This window comes from Arboricoccus pini (genome assembly GCF_900187945.1).
Taxonomy (GTDB): Bacteria; Pseudomonadota; Alphaproteobacteria; order Geminicoccales; family Geminicoccaceae; genus Arboricoccus; species Arboricoccus pini.
The window spans coordinates 81,048-106,085 of record NZ_FYEH01000009.1; the positions used below are offsets into that span (position 1 = coordinate 81,048).

Below are 25,038 nucleotides of genomic sequence, written 5' to 3' on the forward strand. Positions count from 1 at the left end.
AAATATCTTCAGATGGCAAAGAGCGAATACCATGCTGCAAGCTGAGTCTCTAACGAGATCGACAAATGTGAGCGCCCCGAAGCATGCGGATTTCGCCGTCGAGACGGCCGCCGCGAAAAAGGAGCTTGAGGAGCGCGGCTATGCTCATGTTCAAGGCGCATGCACGGCCGCCGACGTGAAGACGATCAACGGCATACTGGAGAAACTGTGGCGCAAGCGTGCCGGCTTTAACGAAGGTAACTTTTACGACCTCGTCAGTGACGATGACGAGGGCGATAAGCCGATGAAGTTCCCGCAGATCATCAATCCGAATGAATCGGCCCCGGAGCTGCGCAAGACCGCGTATTTCAAGCGCATCGAAGCGATGGCCAAGGAGTTGCTCGGTCCAGAGGCGCGATTCTCCTTCGACCATGCGCTGCGCAAGGCGCCTCTGGATGGCCCGATGACGCCCTGGCACCAGGATGTGGCCTTCCGCGATCCGTCGATCGAATATCGGGAACTCAGCTTTTGGATGGCGCTGCAGCCGACCACAATGGAAAATGGCTGCATGCGGTTTATTCCGGGCTCGCACAAGGTAGGGCTACTTGAGCACCGGCCGTTCCAGAACAATCCAAAAATCCACGTGCTCGAGTGCTGCGGCCAGTTCGATGAAGACAGCGCTGAATATGTGCCGCTCAAGTCGGGCGATCTGACGATTCACACCGGTTTGACCTTGCACGGCGCAGGCCCCAACGTCTCGAAAGGCTATCGAGCCGGTTACGTCATCGTCTTCGAGCTCCCGCCGCGACCGCTTGCAACCGGCGCCGTCTCGCCCTGGCTCGCCCATCGCGAGACGACGAGGCAGATGCGGGCTCGTCGTTGGCGCTCGAACCGCTTGAACGTTGCCGTGCGAGCGTGGCGCTATGTGCGGCGCAATGAGCTGACCTCGTTGTCCACTTGGCATAACCTTGCGTCGCGTGTGCTCGAACGGAGCGGCATGATCAAGCGCCGTGCCGGCTGAGCCAAGCCGGAAGCCATTCCCAAATATCTGTTTTCGAGTGGCTGTACTTCCTGGGCTCGTTATTTTCATCGGCCGCGCGATTTATTAGGCAATGAAATCGTATGACCAGAAGGTCTAAGTTATTTTGGTATTCTTCCTAATGCCAGCTTGTCATTATTGTTGCAGTCTTAAAGGGGCGGTCTGACCGCCCCTTTTTGTTTTCAAAGCCAGATGCGGTGTACCACACGCCCGGCACCGATCTGCCTCGGCACGAAGCGTGGCTCGGATCCGGCGCCCGAACCTCGAGCCTATATCGGCGAAGAAATGACGGCCCGTTTTGGGGCCGCTGTCTGCTCGTTGCCAACGGTCGAGGGAGTTCCGAGCTGCCTCGATGCCGACATTGCAGACGGTCCAATCCGCTCGAAGGCGGCCAAAGATGACGGGGCCGTCGCCCGTCCGAAGCATTAGGCCTCGGGCGCTGAACCGCGCCTCCGTTAGCGTCAGATCATCATGGTGCAGGGCTTCTCACAATGCGGCCTTCCGGGCCGGCGCATGTTCTCCAGGCAAATCTGTGAAGATCTGCCTGACGGCGACATTTTGACAAGATCTCGATCGCTACTCATGCGGCGAGATCGGGTCAGGACCGTGGCGAGGCCGACGAAGCCGATCGGCTGCTCTTTTTAGGGCAGTCAGGATGGGTATTCGAGCCACACATCGGGCCATATCAAATGCGGCATTCCCATTAAGTCCTCTTCAAGCGTATCGCCGACCGAAGCTTTGGCGGTTGCTCGACATTGGCGTCGGCAGCCCCGTCGAAGGCATGCGGGCCGAGTTGGCCCCTAGGGCGCGATAACGGAGGACAGGTCGATGGCTGATGCACATGGGGACGGAGGCCGGAACGTTGACGCCGGAGGGTCGAGTATAGCCCACGAATGGATCGGTCAATTGACGGGAGCTCAATTCGGCGCTGGCGCAACTACGGCGGGAGACAATCTCGGCGAAGATGGGGAGGACGCTGCTGCGGGTGGGGACGTTCCGATCACAACGTTGCCGCCCGAAGCGGAAGTGACTGTGGCGGAAGACGATCGCGGTAAAGGTCGGGAGGAGGATCCCGCGCCATTGGCCGATTCGATCACACCGTTGCCGTCCGGAACGGAGGTGGCCGCAGCGGGAGGCGCTCGCGGTAAAGGCCGAGAGGAGGATCCCGCGCCTTTGGCCGCTGCGATCGCAACGCTGCCGTCCGGAGCGGAGATGACTGCGGCGGTCGCCGAGTTGCTCGGCAAAGATCTCGCGCTTGCCCGCAAGGTGGATGCCATATTCAAGGATGTCGACTTCGTCGCGTACATGGACACTCGAATTGCAGCGGGCGATCCACCACGCCCCGCTCCGGACTTTGATGAGATCCAGGCGGCCGTCCGGCAAATCATCAACGAGATTGGCGCAAGGCCTTCCGACAAAAATGCCGCCAAACGCTGGGCGCTGAATTTCTGGCAGGTTGCCAAGACGACGGGCCTGATCAGTGTTCTGGGATTCGGTTTCCGTCCCATTTTCCAATCCCTGGCCGCCCAGTCGATGAAGCTCGGCCAGCCTGACGAAAAAACCGGGATTGCCGAAAGCGTCTACTACACGGGTCAGGCCGCAAGTTCGATCATCATGCTGGCCTCGGCGTTCGCGAACGCCAAGGACAAGAACTGGGACGCGACCATCGGCGACCTTGTCTATGCTGTGAGCATGCTTGGCGCCATCGGGATGGCAAAAAGCTACGATGTCGCTGCCAGATTGGCGACGACCACGATAGGCGCCGCTTTCTATGCAACGGTTACTGAAATCGCGAAAACGTTCCAGACGATGGAGGTGCCGCAGCTTGCCGGCGTCGAGCCCGACGGTTGGCGAAAGATTGGAGCCTACGCGGCCGGTGCTGTCACGTTCACCTTGAGTTTCATCCCCGCTACGGCTTGGTCATATTCAAATGATTACGCCGGACCTGCTAAATTTGCCGATCAGGATCGCAAGCAACAAGCCCGATATGCGGCCATTTCTGGCTTGTTGTGGGGCGGAGCGCTGATTGGTTACAACTACTTTACGCCGCCTCTTATAAAACTGGCGGTGGGCAATCAATTCGGGACCATCGGCACACTCAGATATCAGAGCAAGTGGAAATCGAATAAGGAAGTTCTCGGTAGCCCGAAGAAATGGTTGAAATCTGCGCTTGAAGTCGCAAACGATAGCAACAAATTCTTTGCATTCGTCCTAGTGTTTAATACGTATCTGGCACTCAATGGAAGTGCCCGGCTGGGTCAGTCCGGGGCGGACGCGATTCCGAATGAAGCGGCGCGCATTGCTGTAAATACGGTGGTTTCAAGCCTCCTTTGCCTGGGACTTTGCTTTATTTACGAAATGCAATACGGTTCGAAGAAAAAAAAGCCAAGCGAAACCTTGACTGAAGGCAGCGAAGGACACGAGCGGGTCGAAGCTGCTCTGGCAGCGTTTTCCGACGCTATTGGCGCAGCGGCAGAGCCGATCGCGATTGCGGATCTGTCCGATCTTATCGGGCAGCACGCCGCCACGCTGCAGTCAGACGCCGAGAGCGCCCTATTCACCATACTTCTCTACACCCAGACCGTGCCTCGGGCGATCGAAGCGGGTGAGGTTTCGAGTGTCCCGCCCGCGCCGGGGTCCTCGGCGCCAGCACGGGCGGATCGAGGGAATTCGCCGCACCGAGACGATGTGCCGGCGGAGGATCTGGGAGCGCGCCCTGGCGAAGAATCCCTGGCCATGACGCGAATGGCGCCGACGTCGTCCGGCGGAGGTGATGGTTCGTCTTCTTCAAACCCGTCATCCAGCGCGCCTCACCGACCTTGAGGTCGCCACAACTCTTTCGCCACGGATAACAGGTCTGATCCGCGGCACCACAAGGACGGCCGGCCCAGCCCGGCCTTTTTCGACCTACCAGACATCTTATTAACATGTCATAATCATTATTATAAGCTAATTAACGTCGACAGTCGGACTGCTCTTCCTCAGGTGCTCCCCTTCAGCATCGCAGCGGCTAAGTATCGTTTGGTGTGCGACCTTTCTTAGTTGCCTGAGGCAAAGGATCGCCATTCATCGTAAAGCCGGCGCACCGGTCACCATGGTCAGCGCGTTGGCGTTGCCGGTTATTAATATCGGGGACGGAAGGCCTGTCGAGGACGCGCGGCCCTCGATGAATCTCCAGGCCATGTTGCAGCCTAACGGGATGTGTATAAATTTGCCCAAGAGAACCGCGCTGGACGCAGTTCGAAAAATAGTTCGATCAGGAGGTAGTCACGTGATCATCACACGACGTTCATTCGTCGCAACCACCGCCGGCGCGCTTGTCGTGCCAGGGTTCGCGGGCCGAGCCCTGGCTCAGGGCCTGCCTGTGCTCAAGAAAAAAGACAAGTATAAGATCGGCTTTGCTCAGACAGAGAGCAATAATCCCTGGCGGCTCGCCCAGACGCAAAGCATGAGGGACGAAGCCGCCAAACGCGGATGGCAACTCGTCTATACCGATGCAGCCGGCTCCGCTGCCAAGCAAGTTGCCGACGTGCGCTCGATGATTGCCCAACGAGTCGACGTCATCCTTTTAGCACCGCGCGAGGAAAAGCCGCTGGTGCCCGCGGTCATGGAAGCCAAGAAGGCAGGCATCCCGCTCTTCTGCATCGATCGTAGTGTCGATCGCGAGGCCGCCAAGCCGGGACGCGACTACATAGCGTTCATCGGTTCTGACTTTGTCCAGGAAGGCCATATGGCGGCCGAGGCATTCGCAAAGGCCGTTAACGGCAAGGCCAAGATCATCGAATTGCAAGGCTCGGTGGGTGCCTCGCCAGCCAACGATCGCATGAAGGGGTTCAAGGAGGGCATCGCCAAATTTCCCGAGATGCAGATCGTCGCCTCGCAGTCGGGCGATTTTGCCCGCGACAAGGGACGCCAAGTGTTCGAGACTCTCTATCAGGCCCACCCTGACGCCACCGCGCTCTACGGTCACAATGACGAGATGACCATGGGAGCCATCGCGGCCATGGAGGCCGCGGGCAAGACGCCCGGGAAGGACATCATGATCGTCTCGATCGACGGTACCAAGGACGGGGCGCAAGCCGTGGCCGACGGCAAGATCGCGGTGCTGGTCGAGTGCAATCCACATTTTGGACCGAAGGCCTTCGATGCGGTCGTCGCCTACGCCAATGGCGAGAAGATCCCCGAATGGGTCGTCAATACGGACCGCCTGTTCACCAAGGACAATATCGCGAGCTACCTGCCGGAAGCCTTCTAAGGTCGAAGCAGCCAGTTCGCGCACTCTCTCAAGGTTACCGGTTCATGGCGTCACATCCGCTTCTCAGCATGCAGGCCATCGACAAGCGATTTGGCGTCGTGCCCGCTCTCCGGGCTTCGTTTCTCGAGGTCGAAGAGGGCGAGGTCATGGCGCTGATCGGCGAGAACGGGGCCGGTAAGTCGACGATGATCAAGGTCCTGAACGGCTTTTGCCAGAAGGATGCAGGCGAGATCACCTTCGACGGCCGACCCTGGCAGGCTGCCTCGCCGCAGGAGGCGCAGCGCAATGGGATCAGCACGATCTTTCAGGAGATCAACCTGATCCCTTTTCGCACCATTACCGAGAACATCTATCTGGGCCGAGAGCTCAAGCACCGGGGCGGTTTCCTCGCTTGGCGACGCATGCACGAGGGTGCCAGGCGGCTTCTCGAGGCATTCGGCGTCGATATCGATGTTGGTGCACCTCTCGGCCAGTTCAGCACAGCCATCCAGCAGATGGTAGCGATTGCCCGGGCCATTTCCTTCGAGGCCAAGCTTGTCATCATGGACGAATCGACGTCCTCGCTCGACGAGCAGGAGGTGCAAGTCCTGTTCCAGACGATCCGTCGGCTCAAGGCCCAGGGCGTGGCGGTCGTTTTCGTCAGCCACAAGCTCGATGAACTCTACGCCGTCTGCGACCGGGTCACGGTCATGCGTGACGGCAAGACTGTCGCGGTCGCCTCTATGGCCGAAATGGACAAATTGCGCCTCGTTGCAACCATGCTGGGACGCGATTTGGCGGAAGTTCGTCGGCAGGGGGCGACGGCCTTTTCCGAGGCGGCCCGCCCCCCTGGCGCGGAATTGCTGTCGGTCGACTCGATTGCAGTGTCGCCTAAGGTCAAGGAAGCATCTGTGAGCGTGCGCGCAGGCGAGATCGTTGGTCTAGCCGGCCTGCTGGGCTCCGGGCGCACCGAGACCGCGCGGGCTATCTTCGGCGCCGAACCGCACCAGGCGGGACGGATCAGCTTTGAGGGCAAGCCGCAACATTTTGCCGACCCCCGTCAGGCCATTGCCGCAGGGCTGGGTTTTTGTTCGGAGGATCGCAAGCATGAGGGCATCATTCCGCGCATGTCCGTTCGGGAGAACATGACGCTGGCCCTCCTGCCGGCCCTGGCCCGCTCGGGTATTGTCAATGAGCGCGAGCAGCGTCGCATCGTTCTCCGTTTCATCAAGGATATTGGCATCAAATGCGCCAGCGCCGAACAACCCATCCGAGAACTCTCGGGTGGCAATCAGCAAAAGGTTCTGTTGGCCCGCTGGCTTTGCATGAATCCGAAGCTTCTTATTCTGGACGAGCCGACGCGGGGCATCGATGTGGGGGCCACGTCCGAGATCCAAAAGCTTGTGCGCCGGCTGGCGAATGATGGACTAGGCGTCTTGATGATTTCCTCAGAGATCGAGGAGATCCTCGAAGGCGCCGACCGGATCTTCATCCTGCGCGACGGGCGTACCGTCGGCCAGATGAGCCGGGCCGACGCAAGCGAAGCCACACTCATGGCTGCCATGGCGCATGGCAGTGGGGACGCCGCTCCTCATGGAGGCGAGCATTGAGCGTCGATCTCAAGGAGATGCTAATCAAGCCGGCGTCCTCCGAGGAGACGGAGGGCCGGCAACCACGCCCGTCGGCGGCCGCCTGGCTCAGCCGCTATGGCGCTTATCTGGCGCTGGCCCTCCTCGTCCTTTTCAATCTTGCATTTACACCGCATTTCGCGACGATGCAGACCTTCTCGGTCAACCTCGCCCAGATCTGTACCATCGTCATCGTTGGTGTGGGCATGACCCTGGTGATCGCTACCGGCGGCATCGATTTATCAGTGGGGTCGCTGATGGCGATCGCCGGCGCGATCGCTCCGGGCTTCTTCACCGGCTATTATTTTCCTAGCGCCCCGCCCTATCTCAATATCGCCTTGAGCATCGCCGTGCCGATCGCCGTGGCTGGGCTTTTCGGCCTCTTCAATGGCTGGCTGGTGGCGGGCTTCCGCATCCAGCCCATCATCGCGACGCTCGTCCTCTTCATCGCCGGTCGCGGCATCGCCCAGGTCTGGACGAACGGCGACCTCCAAGTCTTCAAGATGCCGGCATTCCAGGCGATCGCCCTTGGCCATGTGCTAGGTGTACCCTTACAAATCTGGATCATGCTGGCGGTCGTCATCCTGGCAGCCTGGGTGCTACGGCGCACTGTCTTTGGTCGCCAGGTTCTGGCGGTGGGCGGCAATGAGGCCGCCGCTCGTCTGAGTGGCGTGCCCGTCGGCCGGGTGAAATGTCTGGTCTATGTCGCCTCCGGCCTTTGCAGCGGCGTGGCCGGCCTCATCGTCATAGCCATGAATTCGGCAGCCGATGCCAACCTGATCGGCATGGGCACGGAGCTGGATGCGATCGCGGCGGTTGCCGTGGGGGGAACCCTCTTATCGGGCGGCCGGGCAACGACGACCGGCACGTTGGTGGGTGCGTTGATCATCCAACTGGTCCGCTACACGCTTCTTGCCAACGGCGTGCCCGATTCTGCCGCCCTCATCGCCAAGGCGGCCTTGATCGTCATTGCCGTGTGGCTGCAGCGACAGGAGCGGGCATGAAACGCGCACATGTTTCCGGGGCAGGGATTGGCGTCACGCTTGCCCTCCTCTTCCTGATCATCGTCGGTGGCTGGCGTTATGACGGCTTCCTCAGCAGCTACAATATCCTGACCGTGCTGCGCTACAATTCCATGTTCGCGCTGGTTTCACTTGGCATGTGCTTCGTCATCATGACCGGCGGCATCGATCTTTCAGTGGGCTCGGTCGCCGCCATGACGAGTGTCGTTTCCGCCTATCTCAGCCCCTATGGTCTTCTGCCCGGGCTACTGGGAGGCGTGGCGGCGGGGCTCTGTGCTGGCGCTCTTTCTGGTTTCATTATCGTCAAGCTTCGCATACTGCCCTTCATTGCGACTTTGGCCGTGATGCTAGCCGCGAGCGGCGTGGGATTGCTCCTAGCTGACAACCAGTCCGTTGCCGTGTCTTATGATTCGAGCTTTACGAGTCTTGGCCAGGGCAGCTTGCTGGAGTCCTTCCAGCCTGATTGGGTCGGCGGCGACAATGCCAATTGGCTGGGAACTGCGCTAAGCTTATTTTTCAATTTTCCCACGCCTGCCTGGCTGGCGCTCGTCGCCTATGTGGTGGCGACCGTCCTGTTGAACTGGCGACCCTTCGGACGGCATGTCCTGGCTGTAGGGGGTGGCGAAGAGGCCTCGCGGTTGATGGGCCTGCCGACCGACCGGACCGTTTTTCTCGTCTATTTGATGTCGGGTGGCCTGGCTGGCCTGGCAGGCGTCATTCTGGCTTCGCAGTTCGGCGCCGGTCAGCCGATCGAGGGCGTGGGCTGGGAATTGTTCGCGATTGCCTCGGTCGTCGTCGGGGGTACGCTTCTCTCAGGCGGAAGGGGCTCGGTCCTTGCCACACTGGCCGGCGTCATGTTGCTCGGCCTTATCTTCACCATCCTCAATTTTGAGAACGGCATGGGCTGGATTAGTCTGTCCGCCTACTGGCAGTCGGTCATCAGAGGTGCGTTCTTGCTGGTCGTGGTCATGCTGCAGAGCAAGCTGGCGCGGCCCATAACCGCATGATTGCGCTGCGGCGTCCTGCCACAGCAGCAAAACTGCTGCGGCCGCATGCGCCAGATGCAACCTAAATCTACCAACTTACTCTGGAAACTGGACCCCAGAGGCTGTACCTACTGCGTTGCAGCGGGACAGCCTCTGGGGTCCTGCTGTTGGCCAGCTGAGCTTGCTTAGCTAGCCGTCCGTCGGACGCAATGTCCGATGCAGATCGGAGGGTTTATCCCTCGGATCACCCAGACGTTAGCCTCCCTGATCTACTTGGCCGGGTTTCGACCCGGCTTTTTTTTCACCATGATATACTCAGGCGACCTGCGCCTTCTTCCCGCCGGCATGACGGGAAGTCAATAGGTCGTTGAAGTTCGGCAAGATATTTACGAAATCTTGCATAAAGCATGGGCAATTAGAGGCGACGCCTGAAAAATAGGCATGGCCTCTTAATGTCGTTTAGGCCTTTGTTCTCAATGCAGCCGTGGACTCAACGTCGATCTCAAGCGACTTCCCGTCTTGACGCAGCGCCACGCCATAGACCGATTGCGCACGCGCTTCGCTGATCCACCCCTCGCGGATATCGTTCAAGACCATGTCCGGCGCCCGCGTGCGTGGATCGCCATAGCCACCACCGCCGGCCGATCGCGAGATGACGAATTCGCCCGGCTCAAGTGCCACGCCATAACAGGCGGGGAGGTCGACGACACTGCCATCGAGCAAGCGCTTTTGTGCCTTGGACGTGGCACCTGGAAGTCCTCCTCGGGCGCCGGCCGCCGGGTTAATCGTGCCATCGGCGGTATAGAGGACTTCGAGTTTGCAGCCCTCGACCGGCCCGAATTCGGCATAGGCGGAAGGGGCGCCCCGGTACCGGCCAGCCCCCTCCGTGTCGGCGACGAGGCGGCGCTCTTTGACGAAGAGGGGATATTGCAGCTCGTCCACCTCGATGCTGTCTTGGCGACAGAGCCCGGCATTACCAACGTGAATGATCGAGAGATAACCGTCTGTCACGGCTGTGCCGGCGCCTCCCGTCGTGCCTAGGAAGATCTGGTTGACGAAGGGCGCCCCCTCGTTTCGTGGATCCCGGCCTGAGATGACGCCCATGGCAGGCGGCATGATGGGGCCGGTCTCCGCCATGCCGAAGCCCGGCGCGATCTCGGCGATCGCGCGCTGAACCGGGTTGCTGACCCGGTCGGCCAGATTGGTGGTGGCGACCGAGCAGGAATGCGGATGGCGCGGGATGCCCACAACGCAATTCTCCCGCAGCTTGACGTCGATGCGGCGAAAGCTGCCGGCATTGGCTGGCACGGTATGGTCGAGAATGCCATTATAGATGCCGACCATGGCAGCAGTGCGCGCGCAACCTTCGGAAAGATTGAGACCGCATGGCTGGCAATCGATGTTATCGGTGAGGTCGACGCTGATCCTACCGGCCGCAGCATCGATCGCCACGTGGATATTGACGGGAATGCCGTCCGGCACGCCAGGGAAAGGGTCATGCGCCGAGTGGACGGTGACCATGCCGCTCGGCAGGCGGCGAATGGCATCCTCCATTTTCTTCTCGGAATAGTCGAACCAGGCGTCGGCATAGTTATCGAGAACGTCCCAGCCCACCTCCTCGCCCAACTGCACGAGCTCACGTTCGCCGATCCGCACCGCACCCAGCGTCGCCAGATAATCACCCCACCACTGTTCGGGCACGCGGATACGCGCCTTGCACATGCGGATGATGTCCTGGTTGTCCTGATAGTCTGACTGGATCTTCACCGCGGAGAAGATGAGCGCGCCTTCCTCATAGACGTCTGCGGCATGGCCCATATAGGTGGTTGGCCGCGAGTTGCCGCAATCGGCTTGATGCGCCTTGGCCAGCACGAAGAAGCGCACCGTACCGCCCGCGTCGACGACCGGCACGATCAGGCAATGGTCGGCCGGATGCGAGTCGCCCTCATAAGGGCTGTTATGCAGGTAGCAGTCGCCGGCCTTCATCTGTGGATGATAACCGCGCACTGCCTCGCACATGAGATCGGGGCCGACCAGCGTGTGGATAGGCAGGCTCTCCGCGCTGGCCAGCAGCTGGCAGTCGGCCGTCACGATGACGCAGGAAAAATCGTGCGCAGTATTCAGCACGCCGGAGCGCGCCGTGCGAAAGAGCGTGTTTTGCATCTTGCGGGCGATGCCTTCCATACGGCTCGCCAGGATCGCCGTCCGCACGCCGCCCGAAAGGGTCTCATTGGTCATACAAGATTCCACTTTGCCAAGGCGAGTTGTCTAAAGGGCGACATAGAGACCGCCGCCGGAGGTCCGTTCGGCGACAGTGCCGGGATCGATGACCACAGTCGTGAACGAGGACTCGACGATGGCCGGGCCCGTCACCTTCAGGCCTGGCGGCATCGCCTCGAAGCGGGCGACCGGAACGTCGCTCCAGCCCGTGCTACTAAAATAGACCGTCCTCTTGCCGATGGAGGCATCGCTGTCGCACGCGGTCAGCCGGCCCGCGCCCGGCTCCTTGAGCCGGCATCGCACTTTTGCCCGCCATGTGACGAACTCGGCACCAGAGTGGGGATCGTTAATCTCGAATATCTTCTTATGCATGGCGTGGAAGTCAGCGACCAGGTCGTCGAGGGCAGCCTGGTCGGCCAGCCGCCGGCCCCGGACCGGGACTTCGATCTCCCAGATCTGGTGCGGGTAGCGTGCCTCCACGGCGAAGTCGATCGCCACCTCGATGGCCCCGGCCCCCGGGCCATCGGCGAAGGCCTGACACTGCTCCTCCATCGTTGCCATCAGCGCGTTGACGCCTTTAAAATCGAACTTGGCGCTGGTGGTGAAGAGCAATCTTGCGTGCTCGGTCGTCAATTCGGACATCAAAGCGCCTGCGGCACTCAAGGTCGCCCCGGTTTCCGGAATGAGCACGGCGGCACAGCCTAGCCGCTTGCCCACGGCCACGGCGTTCAGCCCGGCGGCCCCGCCGCCGCCGATCATGACGGCCGCCCCGGGGTCGATGCCCTGGTTTACCGTGATATCGTCGATGGCACCCACCATCTTCTCGGTCGCCAGGGCGAGGACGGCCGCCGCCGCCTCCTCGAGCGAAATGCTCAACCTGTCGGCGACCTGGGTCTTGAGCGCGGCCCGGGCGGCGTCGAGATCAAGCGGCATGGCGCCACCCAGGAAGAATGCAGGATCAATATAGCCAAGGATAAGGGCGCAGTCGGTGACCGTGGGCTCGGTGCCTCCCTTGCCGTAGGCGACCGGTCCTGGCGTCGAGCCGGCACTGCGCGGCCCCACCTGCAACAACCCGCCGGCATCGACCGAGGCGATCGAGCCGCCGCCGGCACCGATACTCTTCACGTCGACCGAGGGAAAGCCCGTCATGTGGCCGCGAAAACGCTGGCCAAGCCAAGTCTCGCGCGTCCAGGGAATGCGGCCGTCGCGCACCAGGCTGACATCGTAGCTGGTGCCGCCTGTATCGGCGATGATCACCGGTGCGGCGCCGAAATCCCGCTCGGCATAGAATCGTCCTGCCACCGGCGCCATGGCCGGTCCGGAATTGATCGAATGGATGGGGGCCCGTGCCACTGCCTCGGCATCCATCACGCCGCCTTGTGACGTCACCATCAGCGTGCGGCCGCTGAAGCCCGCCTCGCGCAGCCGGTTGGTGAGCTTGCTCAGATAGTCGAACATCAGCGGCTTGAGTGAGGCATCGATGACCGTGGCGGAGGCGCGACGGTATTCGCGCAGCGTCGGGTTGAGGCGATGCGACAGGGTTACCGATACATTCGGCAGGTGCTCGGCCAGGATGGCGCCCACACGCTCTTCGTGCACCGGATTGGCGACCGACCAGAGCAGGCATACGCCCACCGCCTCGACGCCAAGTTCGGCCAGCCGGCCGGCGATGGTTGCAACGGCAGCTTCGTCGAGCGCTTGCTTGATCGAGCCGTCCGCCATGACGCGCTCGGGCACTTCGAAGGTGAGATGCCTTGGTACATAGGCCTCGGGATAGTTGACCTTGAAATTGAAGGGCTCGATGCGCCCGCCTTCGCGCAGGACGAGAATATCAGGATGCCCAGCCGTCGTCAGGAAGGCGGTCTTGGCGGTATTGCCGGTCAGAATGGCGTTGATAGCCCGCGTCGTGCCATGCACGAACATGTCGACGCCGGCGAGAAAACGCCCGCGCGGCATGCCATAATGATCAGCCGCCAGCCCGATCGCATCCAGCACCCCGCGCACCGGGTCGTCGGGCGTCGTCGATGCCTTGAAGAGCCTCGTTACAGCGCCGTCCTCGACGACGAGATCGGTAAAGGTGCCCCCCGTATCGCAGGCCAGTCTCATCGGCGCGTCCGCCTTCCTCTTGCTCAACATGTGTGATCACAATTGAGCAAGTTGTTAAGCAAGGGGCGTGCCGCTCGTTCTGGCAAGCGGTTTGCTACGGGTCGAGGCCCGGTATCGGGAATATCTGCGTCGCCGCCAGTCAGGAGCCATTCCTTGTCGTCCTCGACCCTGCATTTCGGCTCTGACGCCCATCGTGCCCTCGCGCGCGGCTATCGGCGCGCGGCGACTCTGGTAGCCGGGACCATGGGGCCCTTCGGCCGTGCGGTACTCGTCGAGCGGCCGCATCATGCTCCGCGTCTGATTCGCGACGGCTATCGCCTGATGCAAGAGCTGGAGATCGAGCCCGGTCCGCCGCAGATGGCCGTTCAGACACTGCGTGAACTTGCATGGCGAACGGTCGATGCAGTGGGCGATGGCAGTTCGAGCGCCATCGTCGCCACCGCCGCCATGCTGGACGTCGCCTTGCCAGCGATCACGGCTGGTCATGTCGGATCGGCGCTCCAGGCCGAACTCGACAGGCTGGCTCCCATCTTGATGGCGGGCATTGCACGTCGCACGCGCCCATTGGCCGACCGCGACGAGTTGACCCGTGTTGCCGTCATGGCGGCCGGGGACGACGCCGATATCGGGCATTTGGTGGCGCGCGCGCTGACGGCCGTCGGACCGGGCGGCCATGTCCAGGTCGATACTTCGCCGGCGCGCGAGGATTCGCTGGATCACGAGGCGGGTCTCTGTTTCGACCAGGGCTGGCTTTCCTCGGGCTTCGCGCAGGACGAACCCGAGGGTGCAATTCTCCTGGATGATCCCCTGATCGTCCTGCACCGTCATCCGATCACCGACCTTGCCCCGCTTATCCGTGTCCTCGAGATGGTGGCAGAAGCCAACCGCTCGCTGCTGATCATCGCCGAGAACGTAACGGGACAGGCTTTGACCACACTTCTTCTCAACCAGCGCCAGGTTGGCCTCAAGGTTGCTGCCGTCAAAGCACCGGGCCATGGTGTGTGGCGCGACGTCATGCTCGAGGACCTGGCGATCGCCACGGGCGGCACCGTCATCGCTCCGGAACGCGGCACCACGCTGGGCGAACTCCGCCCCGCTATGCTGGGACGCGCGGATCGGGCGCGCGTCACGCGACAAGGCACCAGCATCGTCGGCGGCCGCGGCGCGCCCCAATCTCTAGCCGAACGGCGGGCGGCAATCGGGCGGCAAATCAAGGCTGAACAGCATCTGGACTTCGATCGTGAGCAGCATCGAAAGCGGCTGGCCCGCCTGAGTGGCGGCATCGCGACCCTGCGGATCGCGGGCCGCATCGCGGTTGAGGCCGAGGAACGCTGCCAGCGCGCCAAGCGAGCTTTAGCTGCCGCACGGGCCGCGGAGCAGGACGGCGTTACCACGATCGGTGCGGCACTTGCCGTCCTGGCGGAACTCAAAGCGAACCCGGAGGGCGGCCTGCCTGCCGCTCTGGCACTTCGCATGCTGGAGGCGGGCGTCTCGGCGCCGATACAGGCCGTGGCCGCCAATCGGGGCCTTGACGGCGCGGCCGTCGCTCGCCGTCTGCTGGCGAGCCCGGAAAGTGCGTACGACGTGATCACAGATGCCGTGATCAACGCCAGATCCACCACCCTGCCCGAATCAGCCGCCGTCCTGCGTACCGCCATCGGCGGGGCGATCTCGGCTGCCAGCGCACTCATGCGCGTCGACCTGACCATCTCGCAGGCAGAGCGTGTCAGTGAGATGACAATGTGATCACAATCGGCGCATGGCATGCTGGTTGCTTGCCGAGCGTCTGGCAGATCGGCTCAGCCGGGTTCGTATTATTCGAGATGGGTCGGTTGGGCATCGCCGAGCGGAGAGGAGAAGATCGCTGATCACGACAACCTCTGAGCGCAGCTCTCGGGCGACGCCGGATCTAAAACTGGGTGAGAAGACCAAGCTGAACGCGCCGCCTATTCTCGAGATCGTCCATGCGACGCATCGCTATGGTGATACCGTCGCCCTCGATGACGTCTCGGTGGCAGCTCGCCAGGGTGAGTTCCTGACCATCCTGGGCGAAAGCGGCTCTGGCAAGACGACCCTCCTTCGCATGATCTCAGGCCTCGAGCGGCCGAGCGAGGTGCAGGCCCTCAGGCTCAATGGCGAAGACGTCGTCGACCTGCCGGCCTATGAGCGCAACTGCACGACGGTCTTTCAGAGCTATGCGCTCTTCCCGCATCTCACCGTCGGCAAAAATGTCGAATATGGTCTGCGTGTTCGCGGGGTGCCGGCCGGCGAGCGCGAGGAGCGCGCCCGTGCGGCACTCGGCATGGTCCGGCTCGAGGACACGTTCGAGCGCCGAATCCACCAGCTCTCCGGCGGCCAGCGTCAGCGCGTGGCCCTGGCGCGGGCGATCGTCACGCGCCCGGCCATGCTGCTGCTCGATGAGCCCTTGGGCGCCCTCGACGAAAAGCTGCGGCAGGACATGCAGGTCGAGCTCATGGAGATCCACAAGCGGCTCTCCATGACCTTCGTCTATATCACCCATAGCCAGGAAGAGGCGTTGACGATGAGCGATCGCATCATCCTCATGCGCCGCGGCAAGATCGCCCAGGAGGGCACGCCGCAGGAGCTCTTCGACCAACCGGCAAGTCGTTTCACCGCCGCCTTCATGGGCGTCGAGAATCTGATGGAGGGCAAGTTGGTAGCGCTGCAGGGCGACCGTGCCAGGGTCGAGGTGGCGGGGCAGGTCATCGTCGGTCGCTGGCCGGGCGGGGTAATCAACCCGGGCGAGGACGTGGTGGCGGGCGTCCGCGCCGAGCGTCTGCATCTCGGCCCGCCGCCTGCGCAGGCGGAGGCCAACTGGCTGCCCTGCAGCCTGCAAGGCTCGATCTACAAAGGTAAGTATCTGGACCAGACGGCAACGACGCCGGTTGGCGAAATCAAGATCCGCCTTTGGGAACAGAGCGCGGCGCAAGGGGAGCCGGGCGGCATCTGGTGGAAGCAGTCAGATTGCATGGTGATGCGACCCTAGGACCGCGTCATCGGACACGCGCTTGCAGAGAATTCTTTCAATATCAGGAGCAGCGGGATGCAGGGCAAAGACGACGATGATCAGCTGAGGCTGGCAAGGCGCGACCTGTTGCGCGGCGCGGCCGGCTTGGGCGCGACGGCGCTTCTGGCCACGGTGCCAGGAGCTGCGGCAATGGCCGCGGAGGAGCGGGTCAAGGCCTATGGCACGACAACGGCGCAGCTCAAGAATTGGGACCTGATGACGAAGTCGATCGGTGTCACCGTCGACTACACGCCGACCAATTCGGATATTGGCGTCTTCATGCGTGACGTCATGGCCAATGACATTGGCGACAATGTCGATGTCTTCTTCTTCGACGGCGGCACGCAGAACGTGCTCGGACCCCAGGGAGCCTATGCTGAGATCGACGAGAAGAATCCCGAGCTCACCCTTTGGGATCGAACGCCCGATGCCTGGAAGCGCTCAGACCTCGTCCGCTTCGACGGCAAGCAATATGGCATCCCCGTCATCGGCAACGGCGACTGCTTTGGCTATTTTCCGGAAAAGATAGGCGCCAATCCGAATGGGCAGGACGACGTCTCCTGGTCCGTATTCTTCGAGGATGACAGAACCAAGGGCCGTGTCGCCATCGACCGCAGCTGGCTGCAGTCTCTCTCCGAGACGGCCAACTATCTGAACGAAACCGGCAAGCAGAAGATCGAGGACGTGGCCGACATGCCGGGCCCCGTCGCCGCCAAGGTGGTCGATTATCTGGTCGAGCGAAAGAAAGCCGGCCAGTTCCGTACGATCTTCACAGCGTTCGAGGAGCAGGTCCAGCTGCTCGGCAACAAGGAAATCGATCTCATCAATTGCTGGGAGCCGGCCACCAAGGAGGCTAACCTCAAGCTGGGCCCGAATGCGACGATCTACGCCTTCACCGTCGAGGGCTATTACAAATGGTTGATCGAGGCGACGATCCCTGTCCAGGCGGCTAAGCGCGCCAATATCGACACCGTCTACAAGTTTCTGAACTACATGCTGGGCGGCGAGTATCGCGCCTATCAGGCCAAGGAACGCGGCTATGCCGGCCCGAACATGGATCTGGGCGTGAAATACGCGCAGGATCATAACTGGCCGAAGGAAGACGTGGAGCTTCTTCAATACACGCAGACGAAAGTCGATCGTAAGTACAAGAAGCCCTTCTTCTGCAAGACCACGCCGGTGCACGCATCCGAGATGGAAGAAGAGTGGCAGCGTTTCCTCAACGCCTGAAGCAGCCAAGGAGATCCTAGGATGGCGATCAGCACGGCAGCGGCACCGAGGCGCTACCGCTCCCTCCAACTGGGACGGCTGGGCCGGCTGCCAATTGTCATCCCGGGCTTCCTCGTCGTCTGGTCGCTGATGGTCGTCCTCCCGCTTCTCGTGGTGGTGGCCTTCAGTTTTTTCCAGGTGAAATACTACAAGGTTGTCTACCAGCCCTCGCTGGACGCCTGGATCTCGCTCTTCACCTCGGGCCGCTGGCTGGTGGCGGTAAGAACGCTGCGCATCGCGCTCACCATGACGGCGATCGAGCTGTTCTTGGCCTTTCCCTTCGGGCTCTGGCTGGCCAAGGGCTGCCGTTCGGTCCCGCTCAAGGCATTCATCATCACCCTGCTCACGATCCCCTTCTTTCTCGATCCCTCCTCGCGCACCATCGTCTGGCGGGCGATCCTGGGATCGGGCGGCTTGATCAATAGCGGGCTCATGCATCTGGGCGTCATCAATGCGCCTATTGAATGGCTGCTCTATTCCGAGTTCGCCGTCCATTTCGGCATGATCGGCAGCTATTTCCCAACGATGGTCTTCCCGATCTTCATGATCATGAGCCTGATCGACGACGAATATCTCCAGGCCAGCGCGGATCTCGGCGCCAGTCCCGGACAGACGCTTGTCCATGTGATCATGCCGCTGGCGATTCCCGGGGTAATGGCTGGCATTATCTTCACGCTCGTGCCGCTCATGGCGGCTTTCGTCGAACCGCAGATGCTAGGCGGCGGCTTTGTCAATCTCTTGGGGGATTCCGTCGATTCGGCTTTGCGCGAATTGAAATATCCTACAGCTGCCGCCCTTTCGACGGTCGTTGTAGCGATCCTGGCCTTCTGTCTGCTCGTCCTCATTCTCATGACGCGCAAGCGCTTCGATTTTGCCAACATGTTCACGGCCACGCATCGCTGAGCCACCTTAGCCAAGGGGAAGACAATGTCCGTAATCGAACCGGGTCCGGCTACCCGCCGCTACGAGTGGCAGCGATTCCCGAACGCCTGAAGTGAGGAGTTGGTATGATCGGCAATCCGCGCCTCCAGCGCCTAGCCCGCGTCGACACGCATCAGCTCGATCAGCGAGGTCGTTACTGGCGACGGCTCTCCGGTTGGAGTGGCTGGGGGCGGGTCGGCATGTGCCTGGGCTTCTTTGCCATCGCCATGATCTATGTACCGATAGCCCTTTTGGCTCTCATGTCGATCAGCCAGAGCCCCCTTTCCGGCATCCCCTATCCGCTGACGCTCCAGCATTACGGCACGCTCCTCAGTGACGGCCGTTGGCTCCTGCCCCTGCAAAAGAGCGTGATCATGGGGGTGGTTGTGGCGTTTACCTGCATGCTGGTGGCAACTTTGGTCGGACGCGCCATCACCCGCATGAAAAGACCAGGCGGGGTTCTTATCGTCAGCCTCATTCCCCTCTTCGTGCCCGGTCTGACCATGGGGGCCGCGCTCTTTATCTTTCTGCGCACGATGCTGGATCTGAAGCTCGGCCTCTGGTCCATCTTCGTTGCCCACATGGTCTGGGCACTCCCCTTCGCCCTTCTTCTGGTGCTGGTTGTCGCCAGTCGCTTCGATCTGCGTCTCTTGGAGGCGGCGTCCGATCTCGGCGCCAATAACTGGCAGCGCTTCTGGCAGATCGAGTTTCCGATTCTGCGTCCCGGCATCATGGGGGCAGGGATTTTCGGTTTTCTGCTTTCTTTCAACGAGTTGCTGCGTTCGATCTTCGTGCGCGGCCAGGAAACCACGATGCCGATCTATAACTGGGCAATGGCGGCATCCCAGCAATCGCAGGTGCCCATCATCTTCGCGCTGGCGACAATTATCCTTCTGGTCACGCTGCCCGTCATGTCGATCTTCTTCTGGCTTCTCTTTCGAAAGGCCGGCTGATGCCGGATCTGATACCGGCCCGTCTCGATCGTCTCCTCTTCGAGCTGATGCGGGACTATCCGGGGCCCGGGGGCGCCGTTGCCGTTCTTCGCGAAGGTCGGGTCGTGCTGAGGCACGCTTGGGGTTTTGCCAATGCCGAGCGTCGCATCCCCTTTACGCCCGGCACTCTCTTTCGTTTCTGCTCGATCACCAAGCAGTTCACCTGTGGCCTTGTCCTCGATGCGTTCAAGGACCCGACGAGCCGCGATGGCGCGGTGTCGTCTCGTCTGCCGAACCTCGCTGAACCGGCACCCGGTATCCTTCATCTCTGCCACAACCAGTCCGGCCTGCGCGATTATTGGGCATTGGCCATGCTGCAAGGAGCGGCCGTCGAATCGGCCTTCGGTGATCCCGAGGCCTCGGCTCTCGTCCGCCAGGCTAGAAGTCTGCATTTCAAGCCCGGCACCCGCTATTCCTACGTCAACCAGAATTTCCGGCTGCTCTCCGACATCTTGGAGGCTGAGACCGGACGCGGCTTTGCCGAATTGCTACGTACGCGCATTTTCGCGCCGGCCGGTATGGAGACAGCTTTTCTCGCCGCCGACACCCGCGCCATGCCGGACGGCACGGAGGGCTATGAAGGCACGCCCGAGCGTGGCTTCAGGGCGGCCGTCAACAACATCATCTGGACCGGCGATGCGGGCCTTGGCGCCTCGCTCGACGACATGATCGCCTGGGAGCGTCATATCGATGCTACGCGCGATGATCCGGACGCTCTGCCGACGCGGTTGTCGGTCCCCGTCATGTTCAAGGATGGCAGTCCGGCTGCCTACGGCTTCGGGCTCAGGCGCAGCATCGAATTTGGCCGGGTTGCCATCGGCCATGGCGGCGCGCTCCGCGGCTGGCGCAGCCAGCGGCTCTATGTGCCCGGCGAGCGCCTCTCGATCGTCGTCATGTTCAATCATCTCTCGGATGCACACAGCGCCGCAATCGATCTTCTGGGTGGTATCCTAGGTGAGACATCCAGGACACCCGCGCTGCAGACAGCGCCCAACTGGCTCGGCGCGTATGTTGAGCCCGAGACCGGCCTCTCGGTCCGGATCGAAGCTGCCGACGAGGGTCAGGTCCGGCTCCGCTACGGCCACTCGGCCGAGATCCTGGCCTTGGATCCGGACGGTGCCGCCTCCGACGATGCTGCCATCCAATTACGCGCGCTGTCTGACGGGCTGTGGATGGTCCGGCGGGACGAGAATCAACGCTCACGCCTTCAGCGGATCGATGGTGAAGCCAGTCTCGACGTTACGGGCCGTTATCGATGCGAAGAGATCGACGCCGACCTGGTCGTCGTGAATGCTGGAGGGCTCCTGCACGGCGCCTTCACCGGTCCGCTCGGCCAAGGCCGGATGGAGCGTCTTTCGCCGATCGGACCCGACGTCTGGCTCCTGCCCTGTCCGCGCGCACTCGACCACACGCCCCCCGGCGACTGGACGCTTGCCTTCCATCGCGATGCCAGTGGCGACGTGGCCGGCCTCAAGCTCGGCTGCTGGCTGGCGCGTGGCCTTGCCTACCGTCGGCTCGGTTAGCCACCGACCGACAGGCTCGCAACTAACGCCTGTCCCGGTGTCTAACCTCACGCGGGAGGCTGCCTTGGCAACTCTCATCGGGAAGCAGAGCTCGGTTTGACGGCAATCGCCAACGCTTGGCGTTTTATGGAGAGTCCGCTGCCGGATATCCACGAAGGCCTAGATCATCTCAGTCGCGCCGCGGTTTCGTGCGTCAAGCGCGTTTAGACGGGCTGAGCCTGGATGAAGGTCGCCCAGGGCATGACCTCGGCATATTTCTGTTGCATGTCAAAGAGGTTGGCGCGGTGCGGCTCCAGAGCGCGGTCGCCGACGCAATCCTCCAGCACGATCGGTCGGAAACCCGACGACATCGCATCCACGACGCTGGCTCGCACGCAGCCGCTGGTCACGCAGCCTGCGATCAACAAAGTCTGCACGGCCCTTTGCGCGTACCAGGCGGCGAGCGGCGTGCCGAAAAAGGCGGAAGGATTGGTCTTGCGAACGACGAACTCGCCAGCTCTCGGCGTCAGTTCGGGAACGATGGCGCTTTCTGGCGAATCCTCTTTGAGCTTCAACATCGAGGGCACCTTGAGGCAGAAAACGTTGGCGTCGCTGTCATCGTCGGCAAAGACGATCCGGGTGTGTGCTACCGGCCAGCCCCGCTCACGCGCCTTTGCCAGGACCGGCATGGTCGATTCAATGGCGGCGCGGATATTTCCGCCGCCCAGCGTGCCGGGATCGGCAAAGCCATTGACGAAGTCGACGATCAAAAGGCCTACACGGCCTTCGACACCGAGGCGCTCGCCGAAGCCCTGGCGCTGGTAGACGGCTGTCTCGTCGCTCACGCCACGACCTCGTTCACGACCTTGCCCTGGTGCACGACTTCCTGGCCATCCAGCATGACCGTGCAGTTCCTGAGTGGAATGTCGATGTGGCAGGCCGTATTGCGATTGCCGCCCGCTTCCGTGTTGGGGCCGAGCGAGAAGAGGAAGTTACCGGCAAAGGCGCGGGCATCCATCCCGATCGTGGCCTCGCGATCATAGAGTCCCAGGACCGACCAGCGTGCCCGGTCCTGCAGGCCCCAGCCGATATGCGAGATCGCATAAGCCTCGGGATCCTCGTAGGTCTCGATGAAATCGCGAAGGAGCTCGGTGTCGATGCCGCCCTCCATCTTCTTAACGAACCCATCCTCAACATGGAGAATGATGGGCTCGTTCACATAATTCTTCTGCGGCAAAAGAATGTCGCCCTTGTCGATGACGATGGTACCGTTCGACTGGCCTTCGACCGGCCAGGTCGCAAGGAAGCCCGAGGGCCAGTGATCCCAGCGCCCGGGCTTGTCGACGAAGCCATACTCTTCCAGCATCGGATACTGACCGAGCTTGAAGCGCACATTCGTGCCGCCTTTGGAGACGACGTGCATTTCCTTGGCTTTCTGCAGCTTTGCCGAGGCTGCAAGAACGCGTGAGCGGTCGGCCTCGGTCGGCACCATGCGGGCCAGGACCTCTGGCGGCTCGACGGCCAGGAGCATGCGCGTGCCCGATTCCAGGATTTCACCCTGCTCCGGCGAGAAGAGCAGCAACATCAGGTCGAGGACGAGATCGCTCTCCTTCAAGAGCGCCATCGCCGCCTTGTTGCCGGTGAGCGGCGTCGTGCCGACATAGGCCAGCGCATCCCGCGAGAGCGACTTCTCGCCATTCATGGGCGGAAGGTCCAGCCGGTTGACAATGGCACCCATGTCGCGGGCTGCGATCGTGGCCGTCTGCAAAGTCTGCGGGTTGGTCAAAACGTTGGTCAGGATGGTGACCGTCTCGCCAGACTTGAGATTGGAGAGGCTCAGCACCTGACGCCAAGCCTGGATCATCTCATAGTCGCTGATCGCCATGCCGGTTGCTCCTTCTGCCAGATTGGCGCCAAAGTATTATTCGTATACAAACGTGTCCAGCGCCTTTCATGTGTTCATCACCCGCAATTCCAGGAGCGACGATGGCCAGCACGTTCGTCGAAGGTGGCAATGTCCATGCCAACGGCATCCGCCAACATTATCTCCGCTATGGCGGCAAGGGTCAGCCTTTAATTCTGGTTCCAGGCATTACCAGCCCGGCCATCACGTGGGGTTTTGTCGGCGACCGGTTGGGGCAGCGCTTCGACACCTACGTCCTGGATGTGCGTGGCCGTGGACTCTCACAAGCCGGTGATCTCGATTATGGCATCGACGCCTGTGCCGACGACATCGCAGCCTTCACTTCGGCTCTGGGATTGGAGCAGCCGGTCGTCATGGGGCATTCCATGGGCGCCCGCTTTGCGATCCGTGCGGCCAGGCGTCATCCGGGCGCCTTTGCCAAACTCGTACTTGTCGACCCACCGGTGAGCGGCCCCGGCCGGCGCGCCTACCCGGCCAAGCTCGACTGGTATGTCGATTCGATCCGTCTGGCCATGCGGGGCTGTGATGCCGAAGACATGCGGCCCTTCCTGCCCAAATGGACGAAAGAGGAGCTGCAGCTTCGCGCTGAGTGGCTGCATACCTGCGACGAGACCGCCGTGGTTACCGCCTTTGAGGGTTTCCAGACCGACGACATCCATGTCGACCTGCCGCATCTGGCGATGCCCGTTCTTCTCGTCATCGCCGGCGGCGCGACGGTGATTCTTCCCGAGGACGCCGCCGAGATCAAGAACTTGCTGCCGGACGTGCGGATAGCGACGGTCGAGGGTGCCGGCCACATGATCCCTTGGGATTCGTTCGACGGGTTCTTCGCGGCCATTGATCCGTTCCTCACGTAATTTGTTTGTTTACAAACAATATTGGCAACGATAAGGCTCTTGGCGGTCAATCTACGGGACGAGACAACATGCCTGTAACCATCAAGACGCCCGCTCGTGACGAAAAGATCGCCGTCGTCGGCGCTGGCCTGGGCGGTGCGGTCATGGCCATTCTCCTTCAACAGGCCGGATTCGACGTCGACGTCTACGAGCAGGCGCCAGGGTTCTCTCGACTGGGAGCCGGTATTCATGTCGGTCCTAACGTGATGAAGATCCTGCGCCGGATCGGCATCGAGGAGCCGCTCGAGGCGATCGGCAGCCATCCGGATTTCTGGTTCAGCCGCGACTGGGCGACCGGTGACTACATGTCCCGCATTCCGCTCGGTGCTTTCGCGCGGCGGAACTACGGTGCCGCCTATCTCACCGTGCATCGCGGCGACTTTCATGCGTTATTGGAGCGTGCGATCGCGCCGGGTACGCTGCATTTCGGCAAGGAGCTCCGGGACGTTAAGGACAGTGGCAGCGACGTCCACTTGAGCTTTGCCGATGGCTCGCACGCAACCGCCAGCATCGTCATCGGCGCCGACGGCGTCGATTCGAAGATCCGCGAGGTGCTTCTCGGAGTCGAGGCGCCGACTTACTCCGGCTGGGTCGGTCATCGGGCTGTCTTTCCCAGCGCCGGGCTCAAGTTTCGCGAGCAGTACGAGCCTTGCGTCAAGTGGTGGTCCGAGGATCGACACATGATGGTCTATTACGTCACCAGGGCGCAGGACGAGATCTACTATGTGACGGGCGTGCCCGAACCCTGGGAGCACGGCATCTCGAGCGTGCCCTCCAGCAAGGAGGAGATGCGCGAGGCCTTCGCCGGCTATCATCCGCTGGTTCAGGGCCTGATCGATGCCACGGTCGAGGTGTCGAAATGGCCGCTTCTCGAGCGCAATCCCCTGCCGCTCTGGAGTCGTGGCCGGCTCGTGCTCTTGGGCGATGCCTGTCACCCGATGAAGCCGCACATGGCGCAGGGTGCCGCCATGGCGATCGAGGATGCGGCCATCCTGGCTCGTTGCATCGAAGCCTGTGGTGTCGGTGCCTATGATACGGCCTTCGACCTCTACAAGGCCAACCGGTTCGAGCGGGCATCGAAGGTGCAGAAGGTCTCGCACGACAATACATGGCTGCGTTATGACGAGGATCCGGCATGGTGCTTTGGCTATGACGCCTATGATGCGCCGTTGCAGGACGCGCCGACGGAGGTCGTGTAACGCTGCCAGCCAATCGGGGCCCCGCTCGTCGGGCGCACGGCGCGTAGGCCGGCGCTTCCGCCGGCCTGTTAGGTCGCTCCGTTCGTTTCCGCC

General features: G+C 61.8%; 18 protein-coding genes. 14 read left to right on the top strand and 4 right to left on the bottom strand.

What is annotated here, in order from left to right; genetic code table 11:
- Window positions 1-31: 31 nt before the first annotated feature.
- The 6 genes from CFB17_RS13075 to CFB17_RS13105 all read left to right on the top strand — a co-directional run bounded on the left by CFB17_RS13075 (window position 32) and on the right by CFB17_RS13105 (window position 8,909).
- Window positions 32-1,000, top strand: coding sequence for a phytanoyl-CoA dioxygenase family protein (locus CFB17_RS13075; RefSeq protein WP_088562007.1), 969 nt, complete (start codon window positions 32-34; stop codon window positions 998-1,000).
- A 924-nt stretch (window positions 1,001-1,924) separates the two neighbouring features.
- The gene (locus tag CFB17_RS13085; protein WP_133063907.1) at window positions 1,925-3,841 is read left to right on the top strand and encodes a hypothetical protein; all 1,917 of its coding nucleotides are present in this window, start codon (window positions 1,925-1,927) and stop codon (window positions 3,839-3,841) included.
- Between the two features lie 448 nt (window positions 3,842-4,289).
- Entirely contained in the window at window positions 4,290-5,273 is a 984-nt protein-coding gene (locus tag CFB17_RS13090; RefSeq protein ID WP_207762074.1) for an ABC transporter substrate-binding protein, read from the top strand.
- 44 nt (window positions 5,274-5,317) lie between these two features.
- The gene (locus CFB17_RS13095) at window positions 5,318-6,862 is read left to right on the top strand and encodes a sugar ABC transporter ATP-binding protein (RefSeq protein WP_207762075.1); all 1,545 of its coding nucleotides are present in this window, start codon (window positions 5,318-5,320) and stop codon (window positions 6,860-6,862) included.
- A gap of 23 nt (window positions 6,863-6,885) precedes the next feature.
- Window positions 6,886-7,884, top strand: coding sequence for an ABC transporter permease (locus CFB17_RS13100; protein ID WP_407642421.1), 999 nt, complete (start codon window positions 6,886-6,888; stop codon window positions 7,882-7,884).
- Window positions 7,881-8,909: an ABC transporter permease gene (locus CFB17_RS13105; protein ID WP_088562011.1), complete on the top strand. Its 1,029-nt coding sequence runs from the start codon at window positions 7,881-7,883 to the stop codon at window positions 8,907-8,909. Before CFB17_RS13100 ends, CFB17_RS13105 begins: the two co-directional genes overlap by 4 nt.
- Before the next feature lie 438 nt (window positions 8,910-9,347).
- On the opposite strand, the gene CFB17_RS13110 is transcribed toward CFB17_RS13105, so the two are convergent.
- Together CFB17_RS13110 and CFB17_RS13115 are read right to left on the bottom strand one after the other, a co-directional pair.
- Window positions 9,348-11,126 carry a hydantoinase B/oxoprolinase family protein gene (locus CFB17_RS13110; protein WP_088562012.1) on the bottom strand — a complete coding sequence of 593 codons (1,779 nt, stop codon included), beginning with the start codon at window positions 11,124-11,126 and terminating at the stop codon, window positions 9,348-9,350.
- A 30-nt stretch (window positions 11,127-11,156) separates the two neighbouring features.
- Complete coding sequence (locus CFB17_RS13115; protein WP_088562076.1) at window positions 11,157-13,214, bottom strand: hydantoinase/oxoprolinase family protein; 2,058 nt, start codon at window positions 13,212-13,214, stop codon at window positions 11,157-11,159.
- A 153-nt stretch (window positions 13,215-13,367) separates the two neighbouring features.
- Here CFB17_RS13115 and groEL point away from each other — a divergent pair, with 153 nt between their 5' ends.
- The 6 genes from groEL to CFB17_RS13145 all read left to right on the top strand — a co-directional run bounded on the left by groEL (window position 13,368) and on the right by CFB17_RS13145 (window position 20,947).
- Entirely contained in the window at window positions 13,368-14,960 is a 1,593-nt protein-coding gene (groEL, locus tag CFB17_RS13120; RefSeq protein ID WP_165769606.1) for a chaperonin GroEL, read from the top strand.
- A 13-nt stretch (window positions 14,961-14,973) separates the two neighbouring features.
- Window positions 14,974-16,221 carry an ABC transporter ATP-binding protein gene (locus CFB17_RS13125; protein WP_088562014.1) on the top strand — a complete coding sequence of 416 codons (1,248 nt, stop codon included), beginning with the start codon at window positions 14,974-14,976 and terminating at the stop codon, window positions 16,219-16,221.
- A 57-nt stretch (window positions 16,222-16,278) separates the two neighbouring features.
- On the top strand, window positions 16,279-17,472 hold the full coding sequence (locus CFB17_RS13130) for an extracellular solute-binding protein (protein ID WP_088562015.1): 1,194 nt from the start codon (window positions 16,279-16,281) through the stop codon (window positions 17,470-17,472).
- Window positions 17,473-17,493: 21 nt separating this feature from the next.
- Window positions 17,494-18,414: an ABC transporter permease gene (locus CFB17_RS13135; protein ID WP_088562016.1), complete on the top strand. Its 921-nt coding sequence runs from the start codon at window positions 17,494-17,496 to the stop codon at window positions 18,412-18,414.
- Between the two features lie 104 nt (window positions 18,415-18,518).
- Window positions 18,519-19,385: an ABC transporter permease gene (locus CFB17_RS13140; RefSeq protein ID WP_088562017.1), complete on the top strand. Its 867-nt coding sequence runs from the start codon at window positions 18,519-18,521 to the stop codon at window positions 19,383-19,385.
- Entirely contained in the window at window positions 19,385-20,947 is a 1,563-nt protein-coding gene (locus CFB17_RS13145) for a D-aminopeptidase (protein WP_088562018.1), read from the top strand. Before CFB17_RS13140 ends, CFB17_RS13145 begins: the two co-directional genes overlap by 1 nt.
- A gap of 203 nt (window positions 20,948-21,150) precedes the next feature.
- Here the strand turns inward: CFB17_RS13145 and CFB17_RS13150 are convergent, their stop codons facing one another.
- Together CFB17_RS13150 and CFB17_RS13155 are read right to left on the bottom strand one after the other, a co-directional pair.
- Complete coding sequence (locus CFB17_RS13150) at window positions 21,151-21,771, bottom strand: isochorismatase family protein (protein WP_088562019.1); 621 nt, start codon at window positions 21,769-21,771, stop codon at window positions 21,151-21,153.
- A complete protein-coding gene (locus tag CFB17_RS13155) occupies window positions 21,768-22,811 on the bottom strand; it encodes a M29 family metallopeptidase (RefSeq protein WP_088562020.1) in 1,044 nt (347 codons plus the stop codon). Before CFB17_RS13155 ends, CFB17_RS13150 begins: the two co-directional genes overlap by 4 nt.
- A 101-nt stretch (window positions 22,812-22,912) precedes the next feature.
- On the opposite strand from CFB17_RS13155, the gene CFB17_RS13160 reads away from it, so the two are divergent.
- Window positions 22,913-23,707 (top strand): alpha/beta fold hydrolase, encoded by a 795-nt coding sequence (locus CFB17_RS13160; protein WP_088562021.1) that lies wholly within the window; start codon window positions 22,913-22,915, stop codon window positions 23,705-23,707.
- Window positions 23,708-23,775: 68 nt separating this feature from the next.
- Window positions 23,776-24,945 carry an FAD-dependent monooxygenase gene (locus CFB17_RS13165; protein ID WP_088562022.1) on the top strand — a complete coding sequence of 390 codons (1,170 nt, stop codon included), beginning with the start codon at window positions 23,776-23,778 and terminating at the stop codon, window positions 24,943-24,945.
- The last annotated feature ends 93 nt before the right edge of the window (window positions 24,946-25,038 follow it).